Origin of the sequence: Micromonospora musae (assembly GCF_003626635.1) — a bacterium.
GTDB lineage: Bacteria > Actinomycetota > Actinomycetes > Mycobacteriales > Micromonosporaceae > Micromonospora > Micromonospora musae.
The window spans coordinates 476,072-500,077 of record NZ_RAZT01000001.1 but is presented as its reverse complement, the minus strand read 5'-3'; the positions used below and the strand labels follow the sequence as shown (position 1 = coordinate 500,077).

Genomic DNA, 24,006 nt, shown 5'->3' with positions numbered 1-24,006 from the left:
TCCACCCGGGTGTCACACCCCGGGTACCGGGTGGGTCAGAGGTTGGTCTGGTTCGGGCACCACACGCCGGAGCCGTAGTCGTTCAGCAGGTCGTCGCGGATCCAGCCGCCGGCCTTCGTCTGAACGTTGACGACGTAGGTCCAGGTGTCGACGCCGTTGATGTCGAGGGCGTAGCAGTGGTAGTCGAGCGACTGGCTGGCGTACGAGATGCCGCTGATCGCGCAACGGGTGCTGGATCCCACCCGCATGTTGGCGGCCTCGAGGGTGTGGTGGCCACCGCTGGTGTCGAGGTCGGGCGGGGCTGCCCTTCCGCAGCTCCAGTGGGCCGAGGCGGGTGAGGGGGCGGCGATCGCGCCGGCGGCGACGAGTGCGATCGATGCCGCGGCGACGGTCAGGGGACGGCGGATTCTGCCCACTGCCTCTCCTTCGAGATAGCTCGGGTGACTCGGTTCCTTCCAGCCAAGTACACATCGATGAACCGATAGTTATCGATGCATTACGATGCGGCAGCAAGTCACTGTCAGGAAGCGGACCGTGACGACTGGTGGACCGGGCGCCGACCCGAGTTCACACCTCGGGCAACCCCACGTAGTTCTCCGCCAGGCTCGTGGCGTAGGCAGGGGAAGAGACGGCGTAGCGCAGCGTCGCCGCCTGCAGCTTCGTCTCGTACGGGTCGTCCTTCTCCAGCCGGTGCAGCATCGAGGTCATCCACCAGGAGAAGTGCTGCGCCCGCCAGACCCGGCGCAGCGCGGTGGTCGAATAGTTCTCCAGCAGGTCGGCCCGCTGCTGGCCGTACCACGCGGCGAAGGCGTCGCCGAGCAGCGCCACGTCGGCGAGCGCGAGGTTCATGCCCTTCGCCCCGGTCGGCGGGACGATGTGGACGGCGTCCCCGGCCAGGAAGAGCCGCTGCCACTGCATCGGCTCGACCACGAAGCTGCGCATCGGGGTGATCGACTTTTCGAGGACGGGTCCCTCGTTGAGCGACCAGCCGGGCACGGTCTCCAGCCGCGTACGCAGCTCCGCCCAGATCCGTTCGTCCGGCCACGCGGCGATCTCCTCGTCCGGGTCGACCTGGAGATAGAGACGGGAGATCTCGGGCGACCGGAGGCTGTAGAGGGCGAAACCCCGCTCGTGGTTGGCGTAGACGAGTTCGTCCACCGCCGGGGGAGCGGCGGCGAGCACGCCCAGCCAGGCGAACGGGTACGTCCGCTCGTAGGTCCGGAGCACGCCGTCCGGGACGGCGCCGCGGCTGACGCCGTGGAATCCGTCGCAGCCGGCCACGAAGTCGCAGTGCAGCTCCTCGTCCCGTCCGTCGCGGCGGAAGTGGATGACCGGTGAATCCGAGTCGAGGCCGTCGAGGCGTACGGCGTCGGCCTCGAAGAGGACCGATCCGCCGGCGGCGAGCCGGGCGGCGATCAGGTCCTTCACCACCTCCTGCTGCCCGTAGACGGTGATCGCCCGCCCGGTCAGCTCGGTCATCGGCACCCGGTGCGACTCCCCGTCGAAGCGCAGCTCGATGCCCTCGTGCCGCATCCCCTCGCGCAGGAGCCGGTCGGCGAGGCCGGTGCGGTGGAGCAGGTCGACTGAGCCCTGCTCCAGCACTCCGGCGCGGACCCGCTGCTCGACGTACTCCCGGCTGCGGCACTCCAGCACCACCGACTCGATGCCGTGCAGGTGCAGCAGGTGCGACAGCATGAGTCCCGCCGGTCCCGCTCCCACGATGCCGACCTGGGTACGCATCCTCGCCTCCTCCTCGTTCGTTCCGTTCCTGGTCATGTCACCCGTCGGGCTCACACCTGGCGGTCGCGTCCCGCGCCGAGGACGGCCACCGCCATTGCCGCCACCGCGACGCAGAGGGCGGTGAGCGGAAACGTCCACCCGCCGGAGCCGTCGTGCAGCACGCCGACGAGCACCGGCCCGGTGGCCCCCAGCAGATAACCGACGGACTGAACCGTGCCCGACAGGTCGCGTGCCGACTCCGGAGTACGGGCCCGCAGCACGAGCAGCGTCAGCGCCAGGCCGATCCCGGCGCCCTGGGCGAGCCCGCCGATCGTGGCCCAGACCAGGTACCACGAGGGCGCCGCGAGCAGCCCGAGCAGGCAGGCAGCCCAGGTGAGGCAGACCAGCAGACCGAGCCCGCGCTGGTCGCCGCGCCGGGCCGCGAGCGTCGGCGTGAGCACCGCCGTCGCGATGCCGAGCAGGTTGAACAGGGCGAGCGCCCACCCGGCGTCGGCAGCGGAGACACCTCCGTCGCGTAACAGCGTGGGCAACCAGGCGAGCATCGCGTAGTAGGTCAGCGACTGCATCCCCATGAACGCCGCGAGCGCCCAGGTGACCGGAGAGCGCAGCACCGCCGCGCCACCCAACCGAACGGGCGGCGCGACGTGCCTGCGGTGCAGCTGCGGCAGCCAGACGACCGCCGCGACCGCCGCCGGCGCGCCGACCACGAGCAGGGCGCCCCGCCAACCCAGGCCGGTGTGCGCCAGCGGGGCGGTGACGGCGGCCGCGAGGGCCGCGCCTCCGGTCAGCGCGGCGGTGGTCAGCGCGGTCACCGCACCCTGCCGCTGCGGGAAGTCCTGCTTGACGGCGCTGGGGACCAGCACGTTCCCGACCGTGATGCCGGCCCCGATGAGCACGGTGCCGGCGAGCAGCCACCAGATTCCGGGTGCCGCCCGAACCAGACTCCCGGCGAGGATGACGAGCATCGCCATCAGCAGCGACCGCTGCACGCCGATCCGGCGTCCGAGTAGCGCGGCGAACGGGGAGATCAGCCCGAAGCAGAGCACCGGCAGCGTCGTGAGCAGCCCGGCCGTGCCGCTGCCGAGGCCGAGCTCGAGCCGGACGTCCGGCAGCAGCGGAGCGAGCCCGGCGATCGCGGCCCGCAGGTTGAGCGCCAGCAGCACGACGCCGAGCAGGGTGAGCGGCCCGGCCGGCGGACCCGCTGGGCGGGCCCCGGCCGGGTGTTCGCCCACACTCGACTGGCTGCGCGTCATCGTCGGGCGCTCGCCCCGGCCAACACGATCATGCTCCGTCCTCCGACGTCAGAACGGGTAGCGGGTGATCTCGCCCTGCACAGTCAGCCACTGCGTCTCGGTGAACGCTTCGATGTTCGCCGCCGCCCCGCCGAACCGGGAGCCGGTGCCGGACGCCCTGACGCCGCCGAACGGCGCCACCGCCTCGTCGCTCACCGTCTGGTCGTTGATGTGCACGATGCCGCTGGGGATCCGTTCGGCCAGCGCCATCGCCTTCATCACGTCGCGGCTGAGGATGCCGAGCGACAGCCCGTACTCGGTCTGCCCGGCCAGCGCCGCGACCTCGTCCAGGTCGGAGAAGGCGATCACCGGCGCGACCGGGCCGAAGACCTCCTGGGCGTACGCCGGTGAGTCGGGGGCGACGTCGGCGAGCACGGTGGGGCGGTAGAAGAGTCCCTCGTACGTGCCGCCCGCAGCGAGGCGCGCGCCCCCGTCCACGCTCGCCCGGACCAGCGAGTGGATCTTGTCGCGTTGCCGTTCGTCGATGACCGGCCCGAGCGCCACCTGTTCCTTGGCCGGGTCACCGACCGGCAGGTGATCCGCCTTCTCGGCCAACTGCTCGACGTACTTCTCGGCCAGGCTCTCGTGCACCAGGTGCCGCCCGGTGGTCATGCAGATCTGTCCCTGATGCAGGAACGACCCCCAGGCCCCCGCCGAGACGGCCAGGCCCAGGTCGGCGTCGTCGAGCACGATCAGCGCCGAGTTGCCGCCCAGCTCCAGGTGTGCCCGCTTCAGGTGACGGGCGGCCACCGCACCGACCCGGCGCCCGGCGGCGGTCGAACCGGTGAAACTCACCACCCGCACGTGCGGGTCCGCCACCAGCGCCTCACCCGCGTCGACCTCGCCGGGCAGGACGTGCAGTAACCCCTCGGGCAGGCCCGCCTCCTCGAAGATCCGGCCGATCGAGACGCCTCCGGAGACGGCGGTGCGGGCATCCGGCTTGAGCACCACGGCATTGCCCAGGGCCAGCGCCGGGGCGACGGAACGGATCGCCAGGACGAGGGGGAAGTTGAACGGCGCGATGACGCCGACCACGCCGACCGGCAACCGGCGCGCCAGGCTCAGCCGCGGCTGCGCGCTCGGGATGATCTCGCCCAGTGGTTGCGACGCGAGCGCGGCCGCCTCGTAGCACTCCTGCGCGGCGGTGTCGGTCTCGACGCCGGCCTTCGGCGGAATGGATCCCGCCTCGCGCACGAGCCAGTCGCCGATCGCGGCGGCGTGCTGCGTGAACAACTGCCCGGCCCGGCGCAGCACGGCGGCGCGCTCCAGGTAGCTGGTCGCGGCCCAGCCGCGCTGCGCCTCGGCGGCCCGCGCGCAAGCGCGCGCCACGTCGTCGGCGTTCGCCACGCCGATCTGGCCGATCTCCTCCCGACTGGCGGGGGAGCAGACGGCCCTGCTGCCGCCGGTCGCCGCCACCCAGCCGTCGCTGTAGAGCATGCCCTGCCACGTCGCCGTGTCCAGCAGTGTCATGGCGGTCCTTTCGGAGTTGGCGCGGGGCCGCGCCGAAGGGGTCAGGGTTCGAAGCCTTGTTCGGTACGGACCGGCACGTCGAGCAGGAGCGGCTCGGTCCGGTCGGCGAGGGTGGGGACGACCTCGTCGAGGATCGCGACGAGATCCGGATGGTCGGTCACCCTTCGGGCGGGGCAGCCCAGGGCGCTTGCCAGGCCGTGCACCGACACGTCCTCGAAGGCGGGCCAGGGGGCCTTGCCGCCGACCCGGTCGGCGAGCCGGTCCATCACCGCGTACCGGCCGTTGGAGAGCACCACGAAGAGCGCGCCGCAGCCGTACCGCGCGGCGCTCCACAGCCCCTGGATGCCGTAGAGCGACGACCCGTCGCCGAGCACGGCGACGACGGGCCGGGTCGGGTCACCCAGGCGCAGGCCCGCCGCGGCCGGCAGCCCGAAACCCAGGCCGCCCATGGCCGCGCTCACGAACCCGCGCGGCTGCCGGGCGGGCAGCAGCCGGTGCAGCTCCGGCCGGGTCGACGGGGTCTCCTCGACCAGCACGACGTTCCGGGGGAGCCGCTCGGCGAGCGCGGCGAACACGTGTCGGGCGCGCATCCGCTCGCCGGGAGCGGGCGGGTCGACCCGCTCGGGGCGTACCGCCGCCACCGCCTCGCCCGCCGGCCGGGGGGTGATCCGGTCGGCGACAGCGGCGCAGAGGGTCGCCGGATCGGCGAGTACGGCGAGGTCCGCCCGGCTGTGGTGCAGCTCGTCCGGGTCGGCGGAGACCACCGCGACGGTGAGGGCGTCCGGCGTCAGTGGGCCCGGCTCGTACGGGTACTGCCGGAACGCGCCGGTGCCGACGACGAGCGCCACGTCGTGCCCGGCGAGCACGGAGCGCAGCCGTGACCGGCCGGCGGGCAGGTGCCCCGCGAAGTGCGGATGGTCCTGGGGGAAGCCGGCCCGAGCGCCGAACGCCTCCTGCCAGACCGGCGCGCCGAGCCGCTCCACCAGCGACACCAGCGCGTCCCACGTACGGTCCTCGTCGGCTCCGGCGCCGACCACCACCACCGGATTCGCGGCGTCGTCGAGCAGGCTCGTCACCTCGTCGACGGCCGGTCCGGGCGCCCACCCGGCGCGCCGGACGGTCCTCGGCGCGGCGAGCCCGAGCGCCGGGTCGATCAGCGCCGACCAGTCGTCCATCGGCACCACGACGATCGCCGGGCCACGATGCTGGACCGCCTCGTGCCAGGCCCGCCGCACCGCCGCGGGCACGTCCTGCGCCAGGACCGGCTGGTTCACCCAGACCGGGTACGGCCCGGCGAGCCCGTCGAGGTGGCCGGCGAGGAACGGTTCCAGCGCCAGGTGGCGACGGTCCTGCTGACCCACCACGACGACCAGCGGCGCCCGGTTGACCCGGGCGGTGGCGAGGGCGCCGACGGCGTTGCCGAGCCCGGCGGTGGTGTGCAGGTTGACGAAGGCCGGCCGGCCGGTCGCGATCGCGTGGCCGGTGGCCATGCCGACCACCGAGCCCTCGTGCAGGGCGAGGACGAACTCCAGGTCGTCCGGCAGGTCGGCGAGGAAGGCCACCTCGGTGGAGCCCGGGTTGGCGAAGATGCGGTGCATCCCGCACTGTCGCAGGACGTCGAGGGTGGCCTCGCGGACGCTGGTCATTCGACCACCGACGCCCCGCTGTGCTTCTTCGCCCGCTGGATCTGCGCGAAGACGTGCCCGCGCAGCTCGGTGAAGCGGGCCGACGAGCGCGTGGTGAGCTGGTCCCGCTGCGCCGGCAGGTCGACGGCGACGTCGTCGAGCACCACCGTCGGCGACGAGGAGAGCACCAGCACCCGCTGGCCCAGGTAGACCGCCTCGTCGATGTCGTGCGTGACGAAGAGCGTGGTGACGCCGAGTCGCTGCCAGAGCGACCGGACGAGGTCCTCCAGATCCGCCCGGGTCTGCGCGTCGACGGCGGCGAACGGCTCGTCCATCAACAGGATGTGCGGCTCGTAGGCGATGGCCCGCGCGATGGCGACCCGCTGCTGCATGCCGCCGGAGAGCTGCCACGGGTACGCGCCGTGCACGTCGCCGAGGCCGACGGCGTCCAGCGCCTGACCGACCAGCTCCGCCCGCCGCGCCTTCGGCAGCTTCTTCTGCTTGAGCGGCAGCTCCACGTTCTTCCGGACCGTCATCCAGGGGAAGAGGCTGCGACCGTACTCCTGGAACACCACCGCCATGCCCGGCGGCGGACCGTCGACCGACTCACCTTCGAGGACCACCTCGCCGGAGGTCGGCGCCAGCAGACCGGCGATGCACTTGAGCAGTGTGGTCTTGCCGGCGCCGGAGGGGCCGACCACGCAGACGAGGTCGCCCCGGGCGACGGCGAAGGTCAGGTCGCGTACGGCCTCCACCGAGCGGCCGCGTCCCTCGTACACCTTGCGCACGGCGCGAACGTCGAGCAGCACCTCGGTCCGCGGGCCGGCCTCGGTCTGGGTCTGGCTCATGGCACTCATCGACTCCCACCTCGCTGCGCCTGGCGCAGACCGAAATACCAGTTGAGGACGCGCCGCTCGAACAGCCGCATGAGCGTGGCGAGCAGGAATCCGAGCAGGCCGAGCAGCAGGATGCCGGTCCACATCTCGGTGACCGCGAAGGTGCGCTGGAACTGGATGATGCTGAACCCGAGCCCGTTGCTCGCGGCGAACATCTCACTGATGACCATGAGGATGATCCCGATGGAGAGGCCCTGCCGCATGCCGGTGACGATCTGCGGGCTCGCCGACCGGACGACCAGGTGCCACAGCCGGGCCGGACCACGTACGCCGTAGCACCGCGCGGTCTCCACGAGCACCTCGTCGACGGCGCGTACGCCCTCGACGGTGTTCAGCAGGATCGGCCAGAGGCAACCGGAGAGGATCACCAGCACCTTCATGGTGTCGCCGATCCCGGCGAAGAGCATCAGCACCGGCACCAGCACCGGCGGTGGGATCGCCCGCAGGAACTCCAGCACCGGCTCGCAGAACGCCCGCAGCCGCCGGGACGACCCGATGGCCACGCCGAGGGAGACGCCGAGCAGCACGGCCAGCAGGAAGCCGCCGGAGAGGCGCAAAAGGCTCGGCAGGACGTCGGCGCTCAGCCGGTCGGAGCGCAGCCAGACGTCGTCGAGGCCGGCGAGGATCTCCGACAGCGGTGGCAGGTAGTAGCTCTCGCTGTCGGCGGTGAGGATCCACCAGAGAGCGAGCAGCGCGACGGGCAGCGCGAGGGCCGCCACGACCGTACGAGTGACGCGGACGGCGAGTCTCATGCCGCCACCTCCCGCCGCAGCGATGGGTGCCAGGAGAGCAGCCACTTCTCCAGCCGTCGGGCCAGCACGTTGACCGCGACGCCGAGCAGCCCGGTCACGACGACGAGCGCGTACATCCGGGCGACGGCGCCGCCGGACTGCGCCACGCCGATCTCGTTGCCCAGACCGGGCGCGCCGATGACGAGTTCGGCGGTGATGGCGAGGATCAGGGCGACGGCGGCGGCGAGACGGACTCCGGTGAGGAGGTACGGCAGGGCGGTCGGCCAGGTGACGTGCCGGATTCGGGCCCAGCGCCCCAGCCCGAAGGTGCGGGCGGTCTCCGCGGCGACGGGGTCGACGTCCTGCACGCCGTAGAGCACCTGGACCAGGACCTGCCAGAACGACGCGTACACCACCAGCAGCAGCACGGAGCGCAGGTCGGTGCCGAAGACCAGGACCGCGAGCGGGATGAGCGCGACCGACGGGATGGGCCGGAGGAACTCGATGGTCGAGGCGGTGACCTCGCGCAGCACGGGGACCGTGCCGACGACGAACCCGACGGCGATCCCGAGGACGACCGCGATGAGCAGACCGGTGGACCAACCGCGGACGGTGTCGCCGAGAGCCGTCCAGAATCCGGCCTCGCCGACGAGCTCCACGAGGGCCGCGCCGATGCGGCTGGCCGGCGGCAGGTAGTCGGGGGAGACGAGACCGAGGCGCGGCACCGCTTCCAGCGACGCGAGGAAGGCGGCGAAGCCGAGGACGCCCAGCAGGGCGTTCGCCCCGGTCAGCCGACCGGCCCCGCCGGCCCGGGAACTGCGGACCGGCGCGGCGCGGGTGGGCGCCGACGTCACGGAAGCAGCTCCGCCACGTCGACCTTCTCGGTGACCAGGCCGTCGGTGAGCATCAGGTCGGCGAGCGTCTGGACGGACTCCCGGTTGATCTGTCCCGACCAGGCAGGGAGGGTCATCTTCTCGGCGACCGCGGGGTCGATCTTCGTGTACGTCAGCAGCACCTTGCGCGCCTCGTCCGGGTGCTCCTGGGCGTACGTCAGGGACTTCTCGATCGCGGCGGTGAAGCGCTCGGTGAGGTCCGCCTTCTGCTGGATGGTCCGCTCGGTGGTGAAGTAGGCGGCGATCGTCAGGTTCGGCGCGGCGTCGACGAAGTTGGACGCGACGACCCGGGCGCCCTGGTCCTGGGCCACGGTGAAGAACGGCTCGACGATCCAGGCGGCGTCGACGCGCTTCGCGGAGACGGCGGCCGGCATGTCCGGGAACGGCAGCTCGACGAACTTGACCGACGACGGGTCACCGCCGGCCTTGCGGATCGAGGCGCGGACGGTCGTGTCGCCGATGTTCTTGAGGTTGTTGACGGCGACGGTCTTGCCGGCGAGTTGAGCCGCGGTCGTGATGGGGCTCTCCTTCGGCACCACGATCCCGCCGAAGTCCTTGCCCTGCTGGCCCGTCGAGGAGTTGCCCTCCGCGATCGCCTTGAGCGGCAGCTTCTGCGAGCGGGCGACGATGAGTGACACCACGTTGCCGAAGGCGAAGTCGAACTCCCCGCTGACGACGCCCGGCACCGCGGCGGCCCCGCCGGTGGTGTTGACCACCTCGACCTCGATCCGCTGCTCGGCGAAGAAACCCTTCTCGATGCCGAGGTGCAGGGGTGCCACGTCCACGATCGGGATGGCCCCGACCTTGACCTTGGTGGTGCCCCCGGCCTGTCCGCCGGCTTCGCCGGCGTCGTCGGAGGAGCCGCAGCCGGCGGTGGTCGCGAGCAGTGCCGCGACGGTGATGGCGCTGATGACAAGACGGCGCATGCAGGTACTCCCGCGTCCGGCGGTCCACCGGGGACCGAGGGGTGGTGGGCCTCCGTTTTCGGGGAGACCCCCGAGGGGATGTTCGCTAGCCGAACGGCTGTTCTCATTTAGAACGTTGGCACGTGACCTGGCTCACGTCAACGGGTCGCGGAAACATTTCTACGTACGAGCCGGACGGCCCCGGTCGCACGAGGACGGTCGTCGTTGACGGAAGACGTCGGCGGGCATTACGTTCGATATAAGTACGGCAGTCCGCATAGCGAACAGCCGACGGTTTCCGGACCTGCGGGAGGCGGTGAGGCCAATGGCGAAGCTCGTTGCGCTCTCCGACGGCGTGGCGGACCTGGTCCACGACGGCGACGTGGTGGCCCTGGAAGGATTCACACACCTCATCCCGTTCGCCGCCGGACACGAGATCATCCGTCAGGGACGGCGCGACCTGACCCTGGTACGGATGACCCCGGACGTCATCTACGACCAACTCATCGGCGCCGGCTGCGCCCGTCGCCTGATCTTCTCCTGGGGCGGAAATCCCGGCGTCGGATCGCTGCACCGCTTCCGGGACGCGGTGCAGAACTCCTGGCCCGGACCGCTCGAACTGGAGGAGCACAGCCACGCCGGCATGGCGAACCGCTACGTGGCCGGAGCGTCCGGACTGCCGTTCGCCGTCCTGCGTGGCTACACCGGCACCGATCTGCCCCGGCACACCGCCAACATCCGGACCATCACCTGCCCGTTCACCGCGGAGACCCTCACCGCGGTTCCCGCACTTCGCCCCGACGTGACAGTCGTGCACGCGCAGCGCGCCGACCGCGCCGGCAACGTGCAGATGTGGGGCATCACCGGAGTCCAGAAGGAAGCCGTGCTCGCCGCGCGCCGGTCACTGGTGACCGTCGAGGAGATCGTCGACGAGCTCGACCCCGTACCCGGGCAGGTCGTCCTGCCCGGCTGGGCGGTCACCGCGGTGGCCGAGGCGCCCGGCGGCTCCCACCCCTCCTACGCCCAGGGCTACTCCGTCCGCGACAACGCCTTCTACGTCGGCTGGGACGCGATCAGCCGGGACCGCGACGCCTTCCGCGACTGGATCGAGCGGCACGTGCTGAAGGTCGAGGTGCAGGCGTGAACGCGGATTACACCGCCGACGAGATGATGACCGTCGCGGCCGCCCGGCAGCTGCGCGACGGCACGGCCTGCTTCGTCGGGATCGGACTGCCCAGCACCGCCGCGAACCTCGCCCGCGCCACCCACGCCCCGAACCTCGTCCTCATCTACGAATCCGGCTGCCTCGGCGCGAAACCGGACCGGTTGCCGCTCTCCATCGGCGACGGCATCCTCGCCGACACCGCCGACGCCGTGGTCTCCGTGCCCGAGGTGTTCAACTACTGGTTGCAACCCGGACGGATCGACGTCGGGTTCCTCGGCGCCGCGCAGCTCGACCGGTACGGCAACATCAACACCACGGTCATCGGCGGCGACTACGACGACCCGTCGGTCCGGCTGCCCGGCGCCGGCGGCGCCCCGGAGATCGCCGCCTCCTGCGGTGAGGTCGTCGTGATCGTCCGGCAGAACCTGCGGACCTTCGTCGAGCGCGTCGACTTCGTCACCTCCGTCGGGTACGGCGCGGGCCCCGGCGACCGCGAGCGGCTCGGGCTGCGCGGCGGGGGCCCGCGCGTCGTCATCACCGACCTCGGCGTACTCGAACCCGATCCGGTCAGCTGCGAGCTGACCCTGACCCGGCTGCACCCCGGCGTGACCACGGACCAGGCGCGGGCGGCCACCGATTGGGACCTCGCCGTCGCCGAGCGGTTGACCACCGGCGACCCGCCGACCCGGCACGAACTCACCAGGATGCGGGCCCTGACGGCGACCACGCGGGAAAACGGAAGAGGAGGAACATGACCCAGGAGACCGTCGACCAGACCGGCAGCGGCCTGGTCCTGCCGCAGTACCGGCGCGACGACGCCGACGCGCACCCGCCCCTGCTCAGCCCCGGCTACAAGTCGACGGTCCAACGCGCGCCGCAACGCCCGCTGACCTACCTGCCCCAGCGGCTGACCGAGGTCACCGGCCCGCTGCTCGGCGAGGGGCGCCTCGGCGAGCTCGACCACGACCTCACCCGCCAGCACGACGGCGAGCCGCAGGGCCAGCGGATCATCGTGCACGGCCGGATCCTCGACGGCGACGGTCGTCCGGTGCCGCACACGCTCGTCGAGATCTGGCAGACGAACGCCGCCGGGCGCTACCGCCACGCGGTGGACAACTGGTCGGCGCCGCTCGACCCCCACTTCGAAGGGGTGGGGCGGGCCCTCACCGACGACCGGGGCCGCTACCGCTTCGTCACCGTGCAACCCGGCGCGTACCCGTGGCGCAACCACGACAACGCCTGGCGGCCGGCCCACATCCACTTCTCCCTCTTCGGCCGGGCGTTCACCCAACGACTGGTGACCCAGATGTACTTCCCGGGCGACCCGCTCTTCTTCCAGGACCCGATCTTCAACTCGGTCCGTGATCCGTCGGCCCGGGACCGGATGATCGCCCGGTACGACCACGCCACCACGGTGCCCGAGTGGGCGCTGGCGTACGAGTTCGACATCGTGCTGCGCGGCCGGGAGAGCATCCCCTTCGAGGACGAGGACGACGATGAGTGAACGGCTGGGTGTCACGCCCGCGCAGACCGTCGGACCGTTCCTGCACCTCGGACTGCGCTGGCCGGACGGCCCGTACGTCGTGCCCGAGGGCACGTCGGGCGCGTTCTGGATCCGCGGTCGCGTCCTCGACGGCACCGGAGCGCCGGTGGTCGACGCGCTGGTGGAGACCTGGCAGGCCGATCCGGACGGCCGCTTCGACCACCCCGACGACCCCCGTGGCGCCCGGCAGCCGGCGATTCCCGGCTTCCGCGGCTTCGGACGCAGCGAGACCGACGCGCAGGGAGGGTACGCGCTGCTGACGGTCAAGCCGGGTCCGCTGCCCGACCCGGACGGCGGCACCGAGGCGCCGCACCTGACCCTCTCCCTCTTCGCCCGCGGACTTCTGCACCGCCTCGTGACCCGGCTCTACTTCCCGCACGAGCCGGCGAACGCCGCCGACCCGGTGCTGTCCGGTGTCGACGCCGAACGCCGCGCCACGCTCGTCGCGGCCGCCGCGCCGGACGGATTCCGGTTCGACATCCACCTGCAGGGCGAGCATGAGACCGTCTTCTTCGCCGTCTGACGGGCTGCTCGGCGGGCTCTCCGGGGTCCCGGACGTGGACGCGGAGCTCACCGACCGGTCCCTGCTGCAGGCGATGCTCGACGCGGAGGCCGCGCTCGCCCGAGCCGCCGCCGAGTACGGCGTGCTGCCCGCGTCAGCCGCCGAGGCGATCGCCGCCCACTGCCGCGCCGAGCGGTACGACCCGGTGTCACTGGGCCGGGCCGCCGACGCTACGGGCAACCCGGTGGTGCCGCTCGTACGCGAGCTGACCGCCGCCGTGCCGGAGCACGCCCGGGCGTGGGTGCACGTCGGGGCGACCAGTCAGGACATCCTGGACACCGCGCTGGTCCTGGTGACGGTGCGGGCGACCGAGCCGCTGCTGCGCCACCTCGACATCGCCGCCGACGCCGCGGCCCGACTCGCCGACACCCACCGCGGGACCGTGCTGGTCGCCCGGACACTCGGGCAGCAGGCGGCGCCCACCACGTTCGGCCTCAAGGCCGCCGGCTGGCTGGTCGGTCTGGTCGAGGCGCGGGCCAGGTTGGTCTCCGCGCGGGCGCTCCTGCCCGCGCAGCTCGGTGGCGCGGTCGGCACGTTGGCCGCGCTCGGGCCGGCCGGCCTGGCGGTGAGCGACCGGTACGCGGAGCGCCTCGGTCTCGCCACGAGCCCGTTGCCCTGGCACACCCGCCGCCAGCCCCTGATCGACCTGGCCGCCGCCCTCGGTGGCCTGCTCGCGGCGACCGGCAAGGCCGCGGTGGACGTCGGCCTGCTCGCCCAGACCGAGGTCGGCGAGGTGACCGAGGGCGGTGCCGGACGGGGTGGCTCGTCGGCGCTGCCGCAGAAGCGCAACCCGGTCGACTCGGTCCTCGTCACCGCCGCGGCGCGGCGCGGCACGGGCCTGGTGGCGACCCTCTTCGCCACCGCCGTCCAGGAGCACGAGCGGGCGGCCGGCGCCTGGCACGCCGAGTGGGAGCCGCTGCTCGACCTGCTGCACGTCGCCGGCGGCGCCGCCGCGCGGTCCGCCCGCATGCTGAGCGGGCTCCAGGTGCGTCCGGAGCGGATGCGAGCCAACCTCGACGAGACCGGCGGGCTGGTGCTGGCCGAGGCCGTCGCCGCGCGCCTGGCGCCACTGCTCGGTCGGGGCGCGGCGCACGACCTCGTCAGCCGGGCCGCGTCCCGCCCGCCGTTGCGGGCCGCGCTGCTCGCCGACCCCGAGATCCGCGCCCACCTCTCCGAGCAGGAGATCGACGAGGCCCTCGACCCGCACGGCTGGCTCGGATCGGCAGACCGGTTCGTCGAGCGGGCCCTGGCCGCCCATCGGGGGACGCGGTCGTGAGAAGCCGCCTGCACGTCACGGTGGACGGCGCGGCCGACGCACCCGTGCTGCTGCTCGGCGGCTCCCTCGGCACCACCGGCGCCATGTGGGCCCCGCAGGTGCCCGCCCTCGCCGAACGCTTCCGGGTCCTCCGGTACGACCACCTCGGCCACGGTCGCTCGGCGCTGCCGGCCGGGCCGTACACGGTGGACCTGCTCGGCCGGGAGGTGCTGCGACTCCTCGACGACCTCGACGTGCCGGTCGTCCACTACGCGGGCCTCTCCCTCGGCGGCATGGTCGGCATGTGGCTCGCCGCGCACGCGCCCGAGCGGGTGCGGCGGTTGGCGCTGCTCTGCACCTCCGCTTCGCTCGGCCCGGCGCAGGGCTGGCGGGACCGGGCCGCGAAGGTACGCGCCGGCGGTGTCGGGACGGTCGCCGACGTGGTGGTCGCCCGCTGGTTCACCCCGGCCTTCGCCGCGACCCAGCCGTCCGTGGTGGCCCGGTACCGGGTCGCGCTGAACGCGACACCCGCCGCCGGTTACGCCGCCTGCTGCGAGGCGATCGCCAGGATGGACCTCCGCGGCGACCTGCACACGATCGCCGCGCCGACGTTGGTGCTTGCGGGGGCGGACGATCCGGCCACCCCGGTGGAGCACGCCCACGCGATCGTCGAGCGGATCCCGCGGGCGCGGCTGACCGTGGTGGATCGGGCGGCACACCTGGCCAACGTCGAACAACCCGAGCAGGTGACCCGGCTGCTGCTGGAGCACTTCGACGAGGAACAGGGTGAAGCGTGAACGACCGCGAACGGCACGAGGCAGGCATGACGGTACGCCGGCAGGTGCTCGGCGACGCGCACGTCGACCGCGCGATCGCCGGCACCGACGAGTTCACCGCCGACTTCCAGGACTTCATCACCCGCTACGCGTGGGGGGAGATCTGGACCCGGCCCGGTCTCGACCGCCGCACCCGCAGCTGCGTCACCCTCGCCGTGCTCGCGACCCTGCACCACGACGAGGAGCTCGCCATGCACGTGCGGGCCGCGCTGCGTAACGGCCTCACCCCGCAGGAGGTCAGTGAGATTCTGCTCCAGGTCGGCGTCTACGCTGGCGTACCGGCGGCCAACCGGGCGTTCAAGGTGGCTCGGGAGACCCTGCGGCAGGAGGAGCAGTGACCGAGGAGACGACACGATCTCCGGAGTTCGTCCAGTCGCTGGAACGAGGGCTCGCCGTCATCCGGGCCTTCGACGCCGAACACCCGCAGCTCACCCTCAGCGACGTGGCGCGGATGACCGGGCTGACCCGGGCCGCCGCGCGCCGGTTCCTGCTCACCCTCGTCGAGCTGGGGTACGTGCACACCGACGGCCGGCTCTTCTCGTTGCGGCCCCGGATCCTCCAACTCGGCTACGCCTACCTGTCCAGCCTGAGCCTTCCCGAGGTCGCGCAGCCGCACATGGAGGCACTGGTCGCGCAGGTCCACGAATCCTGCTCGGTCTCCGTGCTCGACGGCCCCGAGGTGGTCTACGTCGCCCGCGTCCCCACGAAGCGGATCATGACGGTGGGGATCAGCGTCGGTACGAGGTTCCCCGCCTACGCCACGTCGATGGGGCGCGTGCTGCTCGCCGCACAGCCGGCCGAGTGGCTGGACGACTACCTCGCCAGGGCGGACCTGCGGCCGCTGACCCGCCGCACGGTCACCGACCCGGGGAAGCTGCGCTCCGCCCTGAAGAAGATCGCCACGCAGGGGTACGCGATCGTCGACCAGGAGCTCGAGGAGGGCCTTCGGTCCCTCGCCGCGCCGATCCGCGGTGACAACGGCTCGGTGATCGCCGCGGTGAACGTCTCGGCGCACGCCAGCCGCGGCTCCTCGGAGACGATCCGCAAGGAACTGCTGCCGCCGCTGCTCGCCACCGCCGGGCGCATCGAGGAGGACCTGCGCGCCGGCCTCAACCGGTAGCGGCCGGAATTCTTCACGCCGGCGGCTGCTACGTGGTCAGGTACGCGGTCAGGGCCGTCCGGTCGTCCGGCAGCCCGTACTCCTCGACGAGCATGGCCACGTTGCCGAACTCCTGCCCGTCGATGAGCCAGGGCTCGGGGGAGCGGCTCAGCACCTCGGCGAGTCGCCGTTGCCGGGGCGTCAACCCCGCTCCCGGTGTACCCGACGGCAGGGGCCCGTCGGGGAACGCCATCCGGAGCGCCTCGCCCAGCACGGTCAGCGACTGGTCTCCACTGACCGTGGGCAGCCGGCCGGTCAGCGCGTCGAAGGCGCGGTCCGCGTGCCGGGGACCGAGCTGCCGCAGGGCGAGACCCGCGTACCCGCTCAGGTCACCACCGAGGAACGGCACCCAGCCGCCGTCCGTCGGGTCGTCCGCGCCGGTGGGCGGGGCGGCGGCCCAGGCCAGCAGCTCCTCGACCGCCTCGGGGTCGGTCTCCGGGCCCCGCACCCGGGCACGTCCGATCGCGGCGCCGCAGCGGACCACCGGGTGTGGGGCGGCGAGCGACCGGTGGTCCGGTGCGGCGCCGAGCAGCCCGGAGGCGATGAGCAGGGTGGCGACCTCGACCGCCCCCGCGCCGGTCACCGGTGCGGTCTGAGTCGCGCGGGCCAGCGCGGGCAGGCTGCCGGCAGCCTCCTCGGGAAACCAGGCGAGCGCGTACGCCGACCCGACGCGCACCCACGGATCGGAGTCGTCCAGCAGGTCGCGCAAGAGCGGGACTCCGGCGAGCGCGGCGTCGTAGACCGCCACGTCGATGTACGCCCACAGCCGATCCCGCTCGGCCGCGTCGAGGGACTCGACGTACGCGTACTCGACGTACTCCTTGGCGGTTTCGTCCACACCGGTCCACGGTGCGGGTTTGGCGGCGAGCAGCTCCCGCCCGCCCTCGGCGGTTCGGCGGTATGCCCCGATCGGGAACCCGTCGGGCAGGACGGCCTCGTCGGGGCCGATCGCCAGCGAGGTGACCAGGGCGAGGAGCGCGGGCCGGTCCGGGGTGGCCGGGTCGGCGAGGAGTTCGAGCAGGAACGGCACCGCGTACGCGCTGGCCTGGTACCGGCTGCCCTGGTGGTACACCGTGGTGTAGAGGGTGCCGAGGGCGTCGTCGCGGGTCGCCGGGTCGGGCGAGCGCAGGGCGCGGATCAGGTCGGGCACGTCGTCGGCCGCCCCGTAGGCGTGGCCGAGTCGCCGCCACTCGATGTCGTCGAGTCCGTCGAGCATGATCCATGTTCTCCCACCGCCGCCGGTCGGGCGGCAGCGGGACGGGCCGAGCCGGGACCGATCTTCTGGACTTGCCGGTCCAATTTTGCCGAGCCACAGTGTGCTCCGGCGGACCGTTGCGGCCGCCGACGAATCTGGCGGACAAGGCGACTGGAGTACCAGACGATGCACTACTACCTGCTCGGCCGCTCCGGGCTGCGGGTCAGCCGGCTCGCGCTCGGCACGATGAACTTCGGCACCGCGGGCTTCCACGCCGCGTACGGCAAGACCGAGGCGGAGGCCGAACCGATCTTCCGGCGTTACCTGGAGGCGGGCGGCAACTTCATCGACACGGCCGACTTCTACACCGCCGGGGAGAGCGAGCGGATCCTCGGCCGGTTGATCACTTCCGCCGGTGTCCGGGACCGGCTGGTGCTGACCAGTAAGTTCACCAACAGCACCGACCCCGGGGACCCCAACGCCAGCGGCAACGGCCGCAAACACCTGATCCGCGCGCTGGAGGCGTCGCTGAGCAGGCTCGGCACCGACTACCTCGACCTCTACCTGCTGCACACCTGGGACCGGATCACCCCGGTCGAGGAGGTCGTGCGCACCTTCGACGACCTGGTACGCGCCGGCAAGATCCGCTACGCCGGGCTCTCCGACGTACCGGCCTGGTACGCCGCCCGGGCCCAGAGTTACGCCGAGGCGCACGGCCTGACCCCGATGATCAACCTGCAACTGCCGTACTCCCTGATCGCGCGCGGGATCGAGCCGGAATACCTGCCGATGGCGCAGTCCCTGGGCATGGGCCTCACGGCGTGGAGTCCGATCGCCGGCGGGCTGCTCAGCGGCAAGTACCGCCGGACGGCGGACGGCCTGGCGGGTACGGGACGACTCGACGGCGGCGACAGTGCGAACGGGCGTCCGGTCAGCGACCGTGACTGGCGGGTGATCGACGCGCTCGACGGCGTCGCCACCGAGCTGGGTCGGAGCATGGCCCAGGTGGCGATCAACTGGGTGGCCACCCAGCCCGCCGTCGGCTCCGTGATCATCGGCGCGAGCAGCCCGGAGCAGGTCGACGGCAACCTGGCCGCGCTCGACTTCGAGATCCCGGGCGAGCTGCGGGCCCGGCTCGAGGAGGCCAGCGCCGAGCCGCTGCCCGGCCACTACTCGATGTTCACGCCGCAGTACCAGTCCTGGATCGTCAACCCAGGGCTGGAGATCGGCGACAAGCCGGCCGGGTACGCGCCGCCGGTCTTCAACGGCGCCGCCCGGCCGGCCGCCTGACGGCTGTTGCGCGGCGGGGCGACCGGACGTTTCGGCCGCCCCGCCGCCGGCGCCCGTTGTGACCTACCGTTGACCTGCACATCCCCGAGGAGGCCGCATGGCGCGTTCGCTGACCAGCAAGGGCGAGGCGACCCGCGCCCGGATCGTCGCCGGCGCGGCCGCCGAGGTACGCGAGCGCGGCGTCGACGAGGTCCGCCTCGAGGACGTGATGGCCCGCACCGCCGTCAGCAAGAGCCAGCTCTTCCACTACTTCCCGGATGGCAAGGAGGAGCTGCTCTTCGCGGTGGCCGAGCACGAGGCCGACCAGGTGCTCTGCGACCAGCAACCGATGCTCGGCAACCTCACCTCCTGGGCCGCGTGGCAGGCGTGGCGGGACCGGTTGATCTCGCGCTACCAGGAGCAGGGCGACACCTGCCCGCTCAACGGCCTGCTCGGCCAGACGGGCCGCCGGGCACCGGGCGCCCGGGCCGTGATCGTGGGGCTGATGCGGCGCTGGGAGGACGCGATCGTCGTCGGCATCCGGCACATGCAGTCGACAGGTGAGATGACCGCCGAGGTGGACGCCGAACGGGCGGCGGCGGCCCTGCTGGCCGGTATCCAGGGTGGCGTGCTCCTGCTGCTCTCGACCGGGCGGATCGACCACCTCCAGGCCGCCCTCGACCTCACCATCGACGGGCTGCGGCCGCCGCGCCCTGGCTCCTGACGGGCTCGGGCGCCGCTCGGGGTCGATGCGGCCCCGCCCCGTTCCGGGGGCGCGGCGTGACGGGCCCGGGCTCAGCCGACCGGCGGTCGCGCCGAGGCGATGGCCGGCCACAGCACCGCCACCACGCGTTCAGGGAGTCGTTCCTTCGGCTCTCCGGCGTAGAAGGCGGCGAAGTAGCTGCCGAAGCACATCATGGCGATGACGCGGGTGTCGAGGTCGGCCCTGATTGCGGCACGCTCCCGTAGCTGCTTCAGCACCTCCTCGACGAGGGCGACGCGGGGTTCGACTGCATGCCGTCGCAGGATCTCGAGCAGTTCGGGCGTGCGGCGCGCCTCGCCGGCGAAGTTGCCCATCAGCACCATGGCGTCCGGGTTGAAGTAGGCCGGGTCGAGCCGGCGGACCGCCTCGACGAGCGCATTACGCGGCGTTAGCTCCGAGAGGTCGACCACGTACATCTCGCGCTGTCGGCGGAATCCGTAGTCCAGCGCGTCGACCACCAGGTCGAACTTGTTCCTCCAGCGACGGTAGAGCGTGGGTCTGGTGACCTTGGCGTCGGCGACGATGTCACCGATCGTCATCTTCGCGTAGCCGTCGCGCACCAGACGCTCGCGGGTGGCCAGGATGATCGCCTCGTCGATGGCGGCGTCCCGGGGTCGGCCGCCGGGGTGCGCGGCTTCGCCGCCGCCGGGTCCACCGTCCCGGACCGGTTCGCCCGGTGGTCGTCTTCGAGCCATGGTTCACCTCGGGACAGCGACGGTCAGCGCGGGGCGCGGGATTCGTTACAGCCAGTGACTGTAACACGGAACACCGGTCCGGCAGGCCGGCCGGACTGGGCGACCGAGGCCCGACTAGTTACAGTCATTTGCTGTAACGAAACAACCGCGAGCCCTCGACCCGCCGGCCGACCGACTCGCGAAGGCAAGGGAGCCGACGTGGAACCGAGCGTTTCCGTCCTGCATTGGTTCGACTTCATCTGCCCGTTCTGCTACGTCGGGCAGCAGCGCGACGACATCCTCGAACGGCGCGGCCTGGACGTCGTGCACCTGCCGTTCCAGATCCACCCCGAGATCCCCGACGGCGGCGTCGAAGCCGGGCCGCGGAACGGACCGATGTACGCGGCCCTCGAGCGCGAAGCGGCCGCAGCCGGCCTCGCCCTGAACTGGCCCGAGCGACTGCCCAACACACGCCGGGCGCTGGCCGCCGCGGAATGGATCCGTCTCCACCAGCCGGCCGTCTCCGGCGACTTCAACAAGGCGCTGTTCGCCGCGCGCTTCGTGCACGGCGAGGAGATCGGCGACCGGGCGGTCGTCGAGCAGCACGCCGGCCGGGTCGGCGTCGACCTCGAGGCCCTCCGCGCCGCGTTGGACGACGGCACCGCGCTGGCCGCCCTCGCCGAGTCCGAGTCGCTCGGCGTCCGCCTCGGCGTACGGGCGACGCCGACCTGGCTCATCGGGGGTGAAGTGGTGTCGGGTCTCCTGCCACAAGCGGAGTTCGAACGGCTCGCCGAGAAGGCGATCAGCCGTGCGTGACGCCGGCCGGTCACCTCGACGGGTGCAGGTGCCCGCTACGGGAGAGGAGATGTCGATGGAGGTGAGCAACGCCCCCGAAGTGCGGGTGGTGCCCCCCGGCGGCGGCGAGTCCGTCGACATTCCGGGGTTCGGCGCCGTCTTCAAGCTCCACAGCCGCGACAACGGCGGTCAGGTGGCGATCGTCGAGCATCCGTTCGCCGTCGGCACGATCACCATGCCGCACCGCCACAGCCGCGAGGACGAGCACTCCATCGTGTTGGCCGGCGAGATCGGGTTCCGGTCCGACGCCGACGAGGTCGTCCTCGGCCCTGGTGGATACATCACCAAACCACGCGGTCAGATGCACGCGATGTGGAACGCGGGCACAGTGCCCGGCCGCATCATCGAGGTGATCACGCCCGGTGGTTTCGAGAACTACTTCCGGGAGCTCAGCGAGCTCTTCACCGCCGTCGAGCCGCCGGCCGGTGTGAGCATGCGCGACACCACCGAGTTCGGCGAACTCGCCGCGAGGTACGGCCTGACCTACGGCACGCCCGACTGGCTCGACGACGTCGTGGCGCGGCACGGACTGCGCCATCCGCGGGCGACGGCGGACTGACCCGCCTCACTGCGGTCCGGCGTCCACCGTGGCCCAGACGGTCTTGCCGTCGGCGAAGGTGAGGAAGCCCCAGCTCGCGGTGAGTGCCTGAATGATCGGCAGGCCCCGGCCGCGCTCGCCGAGAACCCCCTCGGCAGTTGCCGCCGCCGCGAGCGGAGGATGCGCCGTCCGGTCCCGGACGCTCAGCCGCAGCACACCGTCGACGTGGGCGACGGTGAGATCGAGGTCGCTGCCCGCGTGCTGGACCGCGTTGCTGACCAGCTCGGAGACGACCACCGACGCCTGGTCGGCGATCGCGTCGAGCCCCCAGGAGCGGCAGCAGTCGGTGACGAGGCGGCGGCCTGCAGCCGGTGAGCGCCGGTCGTTGGTCAGGTAGCGGTGCGCCCGGCCCGAGGTGGCAAGAGCCCGGGTCGCCGTGGCCGGCTGCGCGGAGAGGATGGCCTGCCGGCCCAGCAGAGCCGACAGGAGCCGCCCGGCGGGAGTGTCCGGGCCGACCGCCAGCAGCAGCTCCGGTCCGGCCCGGCGCGCCGCGGCCCAGCCGGCCAGCAGCGAGGAGACCGTCTCGAGGGCACTCTCCGGTACCTCCGCGAAGTCGACGATCAGGCTCAGCGGGGCGTCGAGGTCGGCGTCGTCCAGCAGCGCGATCAGTCCCTGATCAGGCCGGCCCGCTCCGGGGCGGACGGTGGTCGAACCGGCGGTGAAGTCCCGCCGCACCGACCAGGCGAGCGCGACCTCGGTCATGTGCGCGACTGCGTTCGGTGCTCACTGGCCCCTGGCGAGGACGCCGTGGCGATGGAGCCGGACACCGTGCCTCCCGATCGAATTCGCGACATGCTGCGAGCGAACGATGCCCGTACGATACCTGTACCCGTGCAGGTAACCGGGGAGCGAGGGTGCGGCTCAACAGCCGCCCGCGCCAACCGCTTCCTCCGTGCAGCGTTCCCACTGCTGCCACCACTGCCGCTCGGTCGGCTCCCCGGCCGCGACGACCAACGCCTCGACCAGCTCGGCGAGGTTGGCGGCCGCGGTGGTCTGCGGGCTGTTCACCAGCTCGCGGATCTGCTCGGTGCGCCGCCGCATCACCTCACCCACGAGCTCCTTTCCGCTCGCGGTCAGACCCAGCCAGGAGACCCGCCGGTCGGCCTCGCTGTGGTGTCGGGCCACGAGGCCACGGCGTACCAGCCGGTCGCAGGTGCGGGTCGCGGTCGACGGGTGCACGTGCAGGGCCGCGGCGAGATCGACGGTCCGTAACGGCCCTTGCGACGCGAGCACCACGATCGCCCGGTACTGGGAGAGCGTGAGGTCCACGTCCAGCGAGGCGAGGCTGCGGGTGGTGATGCCGACGAGCGCCCGACTCAACGCGGCCAGGCTCTCAACCAGCCCGGTCTCGGGGCCCGTGGACGTACTCGCGGGGAGCACGGTCGACGCCATGGTCGCAATGATTGCACGGCAGCAAGAAACGGGATGACGGGGATTCGCCGGTCGGTAACACCCCGCCGGCCGACACCGTCGGGCGTTGCCGACGGGCTGCCCGGTGTGCCGCGGAGGAACCGGGGTACGAAGCCGCGTCGGCAGCGAGCAGCGGGGAGGACACCATGGCAGGCGCGGCTTCCGAGCAACCCGGCCGCGGCGACCGGACGGGCAACCCCGCCGGGCGCTTCGCGGAGGAGATCACCGAGGTCGTCCGCGAGGAGATGAACGCGGTCCGCCACCAGCTCACCCAGGCCGCGCGACCGGCCGGCGCCGGCATCGTCCTGCTCGCGGCGGCCGGCGGTTGCCTCATGCTGGGTGTCGGCGCGGCGTCGACCACCGTGCTGCGCGCGCTGGAGACCTTCCTGCCCCGTCGGCTCGCCGTGGCCGGCCTGGCCTCCGGCTACCTCACCGCGGCCGTGGTCCTGGGCCGGCTCGGACTGCAGCAGCTGAGCGCGGCCGGCGACAGCTCGGGGCGGGTGGCCGACGAGATGCGCGAGGCCGTGTCGGCGACGGCCGGTGCGGTGGTGCCCGCCGGCTCGGCGGCCGCCCGCCAGGCCCTGGGCGGCGCTCGCGGCGCCGGGGCCGACGGACGGAACGAGGCCTGAACATGGCGGACAAGCACGAACAGGCAGAGGAGATGCGCGACGACGTGCCGTCGACGATCGCCCGTTCGGACGACAAGGCGGTGCGCACCTACAAGAAGACGCTGGAGTCGGCCGAGGAGACCTACGGCGACGGCGAGCGGGCGCACCGGACGGCGTACGCGTCGCTGAAGCACACCCACGAGAAGGTGGGCGACCACTGGGAGCCCAAGGAGCGGCCCGGCCCCTCCGATCCGCAGGCCGAGCAGGGCACGCCGGCGTCGCGCGACCGCACCCGCCCCACCGCCCAGGGGGTGGACGCCAACGCGAGCCGGGACCACCTCGAGGACGTGGCCCGCCGGGTGGGCGTCGAGGATCCGCAGCGCTTGGGGAAGGGCGACCTGGTCCGGGCGATCGAGAAGGCCAACGCTCGGGCCACCGCACGCGCCCGCCGGCGCTGAACACGGCCGTCCCGGCCTGCGCAGCGCCGGTCGGCACCGTGCCTCGACCGCGGGGCGGTCGGCCCCTGCGGCGGCAGCGGAGGCGGTGATCCGGAGGCCGCCGG

The 24,006-nt window shown here is 72.6% G+C and carries 27 protein-coding genes; 14 read left to right on the top strand and 13 right to left on the bottom strand.

What is annotated here, in order from left to right:
* Window positions 1-35: 35 nt before the first annotated feature.
* From D7044_RS02300 to D7044_RS02260, 9 genes are all read right to left on the bottom strand, one after another.
* Complete coding sequence (locus D7044_RS02300; protein ID WP_233563066.1) at window positions 36-416, bottom strand: hypothetical protein; 381 nt, start codon at window positions 414-416, stop codon at window positions 36-38.
* A gap of 151 nt (window positions 417-567) precedes the next feature.
* Entirely contained in the window at window positions 568-1,740 is a 1,173-nt protein-coding gene (locus D7044_RS02295) for a 4-hydroxybenzoate 3-monooxygenase (protein ID WP_120687785.1), read from the bottom strand.
* A 50-nt stretch (window positions 1,741-1,790) separates the two neighbouring features.
* Complete coding sequence (locus D7044_RS02290) at window positions 1,791-2,993, bottom strand: MFS transporter (RefSeq protein ID WP_120687784.1); 1,203 nt, start codon at window positions 2,991-2,993, stop codon at window positions 1,791-1,793.
* A gap of 48 nt (window positions 2,994-3,041) precedes the next feature.
* The gene (locus D7044_RS02285; RefSeq protein WP_120687783.1) at window positions 3,042-4,502 is read right to left on the bottom strand and encodes a benzaldehyde dehydrogenase; all 1,461 of its coding nucleotides are present in this window, start codon (window positions 4,500-4,502) and stop codon (window positions 3,042-3,044) included.
* A gap of 41 nt (window positions 4,503-4,543) precedes the next feature.
* Window positions 4,544-6,148 (bottom strand): thiamine pyrophosphate-dependent enzyme, encoded by a 1,605-nt coding sequence (locus tag D7044_RS02280; protein WP_120687782.1) that lies wholly within the window; start codon window positions 6,146-6,148, stop codon window positions 4,544-4,546.
* Entirely contained in the window at window positions 6,145-6,984 is an 840-nt protein-coding gene (locus tag D7044_RS02275) for an ABC transporter ATP-binding protein (RefSeq protein ID WP_233563067.1), read from the bottom strand. The genes D7044_RS02280 and D7044_RS02275 overlap by 4 nt, the downstream gene beginning before the upstream one ends.
* Window positions 6,981-7,775: an ABC transporter permease gene (locus D7044_RS02270; RefSeq protein WP_120687781.1), complete on the bottom strand. Its 795-nt coding sequence runs from the start codon at window positions 7,773-7,775 to the stop codon at window positions 6,981-6,983. Before D7044_RS02270 ends, D7044_RS02275 begins: the two co-directional genes overlap by 4 nt.
* Entirely contained in the window at window positions 7,772-8,608 is an 837-nt protein-coding gene (locus D7044_RS02265; protein WP_233563068.1) for an ABC transporter permease, read from the bottom strand. Before D7044_RS02265 ends, D7044_RS02270 begins: the two co-directional genes overlap by 4 nt.
* On the bottom strand, window positions 8,605-9,573 hold the full coding sequence (locus D7044_RS02260; protein WP_120676117.1) for an ABC transporter substrate-binding protein: 969 nt from the start codon (window positions 9,571-9,573) through the stop codon (window positions 8,605-8,607). Before D7044_RS02260 ends, D7044_RS02265 begins: the two co-directional genes overlap by 4 nt.
* A 304-nt stretch (window positions 9,574-9,877) precedes the next feature.
* On the opposite strand from D7044_RS02260, the gene D7044_RS02255 reads away from it, so the two are divergent.
* Genes D7044_RS02255 through D7044_RS02220 form a run of 8 tightly spaced genes read left to right on the top strand, consistent with a single transcriptional unit; the run spans window position 9,878 to window position 16,033 of the window.
* Window positions 9,878-10,696 (top strand): CoA transferase subunit A, encoded by an 819-nt coding sequence (locus D7044_RS02255; protein WP_120676119.1) that lies wholly within the window; start codon window positions 9,878-9,880, stop codon window positions 10,694-10,696.
* Window positions 10,693-11,472, top strand: a complete 780-nt coding sequence (locus D7044_RS02250; RefSeq protein ID WP_233564837.1) for a CoA-transferase subunit beta — start codon at window positions 10,693-10,695, stop codon at window positions 11,470-11,472. Before D7044_RS02255 ends, D7044_RS02250 begins: the two co-directional genes overlap by 4 nt.
* Window positions 11,469-12,221, top strand: coding sequence for a protocatechuate 3,4-dioxygenase subunit beta (gene pcaH / locus D7044_RS02245; RefSeq protein ID WP_120687780.1), 753 nt, complete (start codon window positions 11,469-11,471; stop codon window positions 12,219-12,221). The genes D7044_RS02250 and pcaH overlap by 4 nt, the downstream gene beginning before the upstream one ends.
* Window positions 12,214-12,783, top strand: coding sequence for a protocatechuate 3,4-dioxygenase subunit alpha (gene pcaG, locus D7044_RS02240; protein WP_120676123.1), 570 nt, complete (start codon window positions 12,214-12,216; stop codon window positions 12,781-12,783). The genes pcaH and pcaG overlap by 8 nt, the downstream gene beginning before the upstream one ends.
* Entirely contained in the window at window positions 12,758-14,098 is a 1,341-nt protein-coding gene (pcaB, locus tag D7044_RS02235; protein ID WP_120687779.1) for a 3-carboxy-cis,cis-muconate cycloisomerase, read from the top strand. The genes pcaG and pcaB overlap by 26 nt, the downstream gene beginning before the upstream one ends.
* Window positions 14,095-14,874, top strand: a complete 780-nt coding sequence (pcaD, locus tag D7044_RS02230) for a 3-oxoadipate enol-lactonase (protein WP_120676127.1) — start codon at window positions 14,095-14,097, stop codon at window positions 14,872-14,874. Before pcaB ends, pcaD begins: the two co-directional genes overlap by 4 nt.
* The gene (gene pcaC / locus D7044_RS02225; protein ID WP_120676129.1) at window positions 14,871-15,251 is read left to right on the top strand and encodes a 4-carboxymuconolactone decarboxylase; all 381 of its coding nucleotides are present in this window, start codon (window positions 14,871-14,873) and stop codon (window positions 15,249-15,251) included. Before pcaD ends, pcaC begins: the two co-directional genes overlap by 4 nt.
* The gene (locus tag D7044_RS02220; RefSeq protein WP_120687778.1) at window positions 15,248-16,033 is read left to right on the top strand and encodes an IclR family transcriptional regulator; all 786 of its coding nucleotides are present in this window, start codon (window positions 15,248-15,250) and stop codon (window positions 16,031-16,033) included. Before pcaC ends, D7044_RS02220 begins: the two co-directional genes overlap by 4 nt.
* 28 nt (window positions 16,034-16,061) lie before the next feature.
* Here D7044_RS02220 and D7044_RS02215 read toward each other — a convergent pair whose 3' ends face one another.
* Window positions 16,062-17,288, bottom strand: coding sequence for a hypothetical protein (locus D7044_RS02215; RefSeq protein ID WP_120687777.1), 1,227 nt, complete (start codon window positions 17,286-17,288; stop codon window positions 16,062-16,064).
* Window positions 17,289-17,453: 165 nt separating this feature from the next.
* Here D7044_RS02215 and D7044_RS02210 point away from each other — a divergent pair, with 165 nt between their 5' ends.
* Complete coding sequence (locus tag D7044_RS02210) at window positions 17,454-18,557, top strand: aldo/keto reductase (RefSeq protein ID WP_120676135.1); 1,104 nt, start codon at window positions 17,454-17,456, stop codon at window positions 18,555-18,557.
* 97 nt (window positions 18,558-18,654) lie between these two features.
* The gene (locus D7044_RS02205) at window positions 18,655-19,260 is read left to right on the top strand and encodes a TetR/AcrR family transcriptional regulator (protein ID WP_120676137.1); all 606 of its coding nucleotides are present in this window, start codon (window positions 18,655-18,657) and stop codon (window positions 19,258-19,260) included.
* A 71-nt stretch (window positions 19,261-19,331) separates the two neighbouring features.
* Here the strand turns inward: D7044_RS02205 and D7044_RS02200 are convergent, their stop codons facing one another.
* Complete coding sequence (locus tag D7044_RS02200) at window positions 19,332-19,994, bottom strand: TetR/AcrR family transcriptional regulator (RefSeq protein ID WP_120676139.1); 663 nt, start codon at window positions 19,992-19,994, stop codon at window positions 19,332-19,334.
* 198 nt (window positions 19,995-20,192) lie between these two features.
* On the opposite strand from D7044_RS02200, the gene D7044_RS02195 reads away from it, so the two are divergent.
* Both D7044_RS02195 and D7044_RS02190 read left to right on the top strand, forming a co-directional pair.
* Window positions 20,193-20,789, top strand: a complete 597-nt coding sequence (locus D7044_RS02195) for a DsbA family oxidoreductase (protein ID WP_158609336.1) — start codon at window positions 20,193-20,195, stop codon at window positions 20,787-20,789.
* Window positions 20,790-20,844: 55 nt separating this feature from the next.
* Entirely contained in the window at window positions 20,845-21,387 is a 543-nt protein-coding gene (locus tag D7044_RS02190; RefSeq protein ID WP_120687776.1) for a cupin domain-containing protein, read from the top strand.
* Between the two features lie 6 nt (window positions 21,388-21,393).
* On the opposite strand, the gene D7044_RS02185 is transcribed toward D7044_RS02190, so the two are convergent.
* Entirely contained in the window at window positions 21,394-22,128 is a 735-nt protein-coding gene (locus D7044_RS02185) for an ATP-binding protein (RefSeq protein WP_120687775.1), read from the bottom strand.
* A gap of 159 nt (window positions 22,129-22,287) precedes the next feature.
* Window positions 22,288-22,818 carry a MarR family winged helix-turn-helix transcriptional regulator gene (locus D7044_RS02180; RefSeq protein ID WP_120676143.1) on the bottom strand — a complete coding sequence of 177 codons (531 nt, stop codon included), beginning with the start codon at window positions 22,816-22,818 and terminating at the stop codon, window positions 22,288-22,290.
* Between the two features lie 164 nt (window positions 22,819-22,982).
* On the opposite strand from D7044_RS02180, the gene D7044_RS02175 reads away from it, so the two are divergent.
* Both D7044_RS02175 and D7044_RS02170 read left to right on the top strand, forming a co-directional pair.
* Window positions 22,983-23,465 carry a phage holin family protein gene (locus tag D7044_RS02175; protein ID WP_120687774.1) on the top strand — a complete coding sequence of 161 codons (483 nt, stop codon included), beginning with the start codon at window positions 22,983-22,985 and terminating at the stop codon, window positions 23,463-23,465.
* A gap of 2 nt (window positions 23,466-23,467) precedes the next feature.
* Window positions 23,468-23,902, top strand: a complete 435-nt coding sequence (locus tag D7044_RS02170; protein ID WP_233563070.1) for a ChaB family protein — start codon at window positions 23,468-23,470, stop codon at window positions 23,900-23,902.
* Window positions 23,903-24,006: the final 104 nt, after the last annotated feature.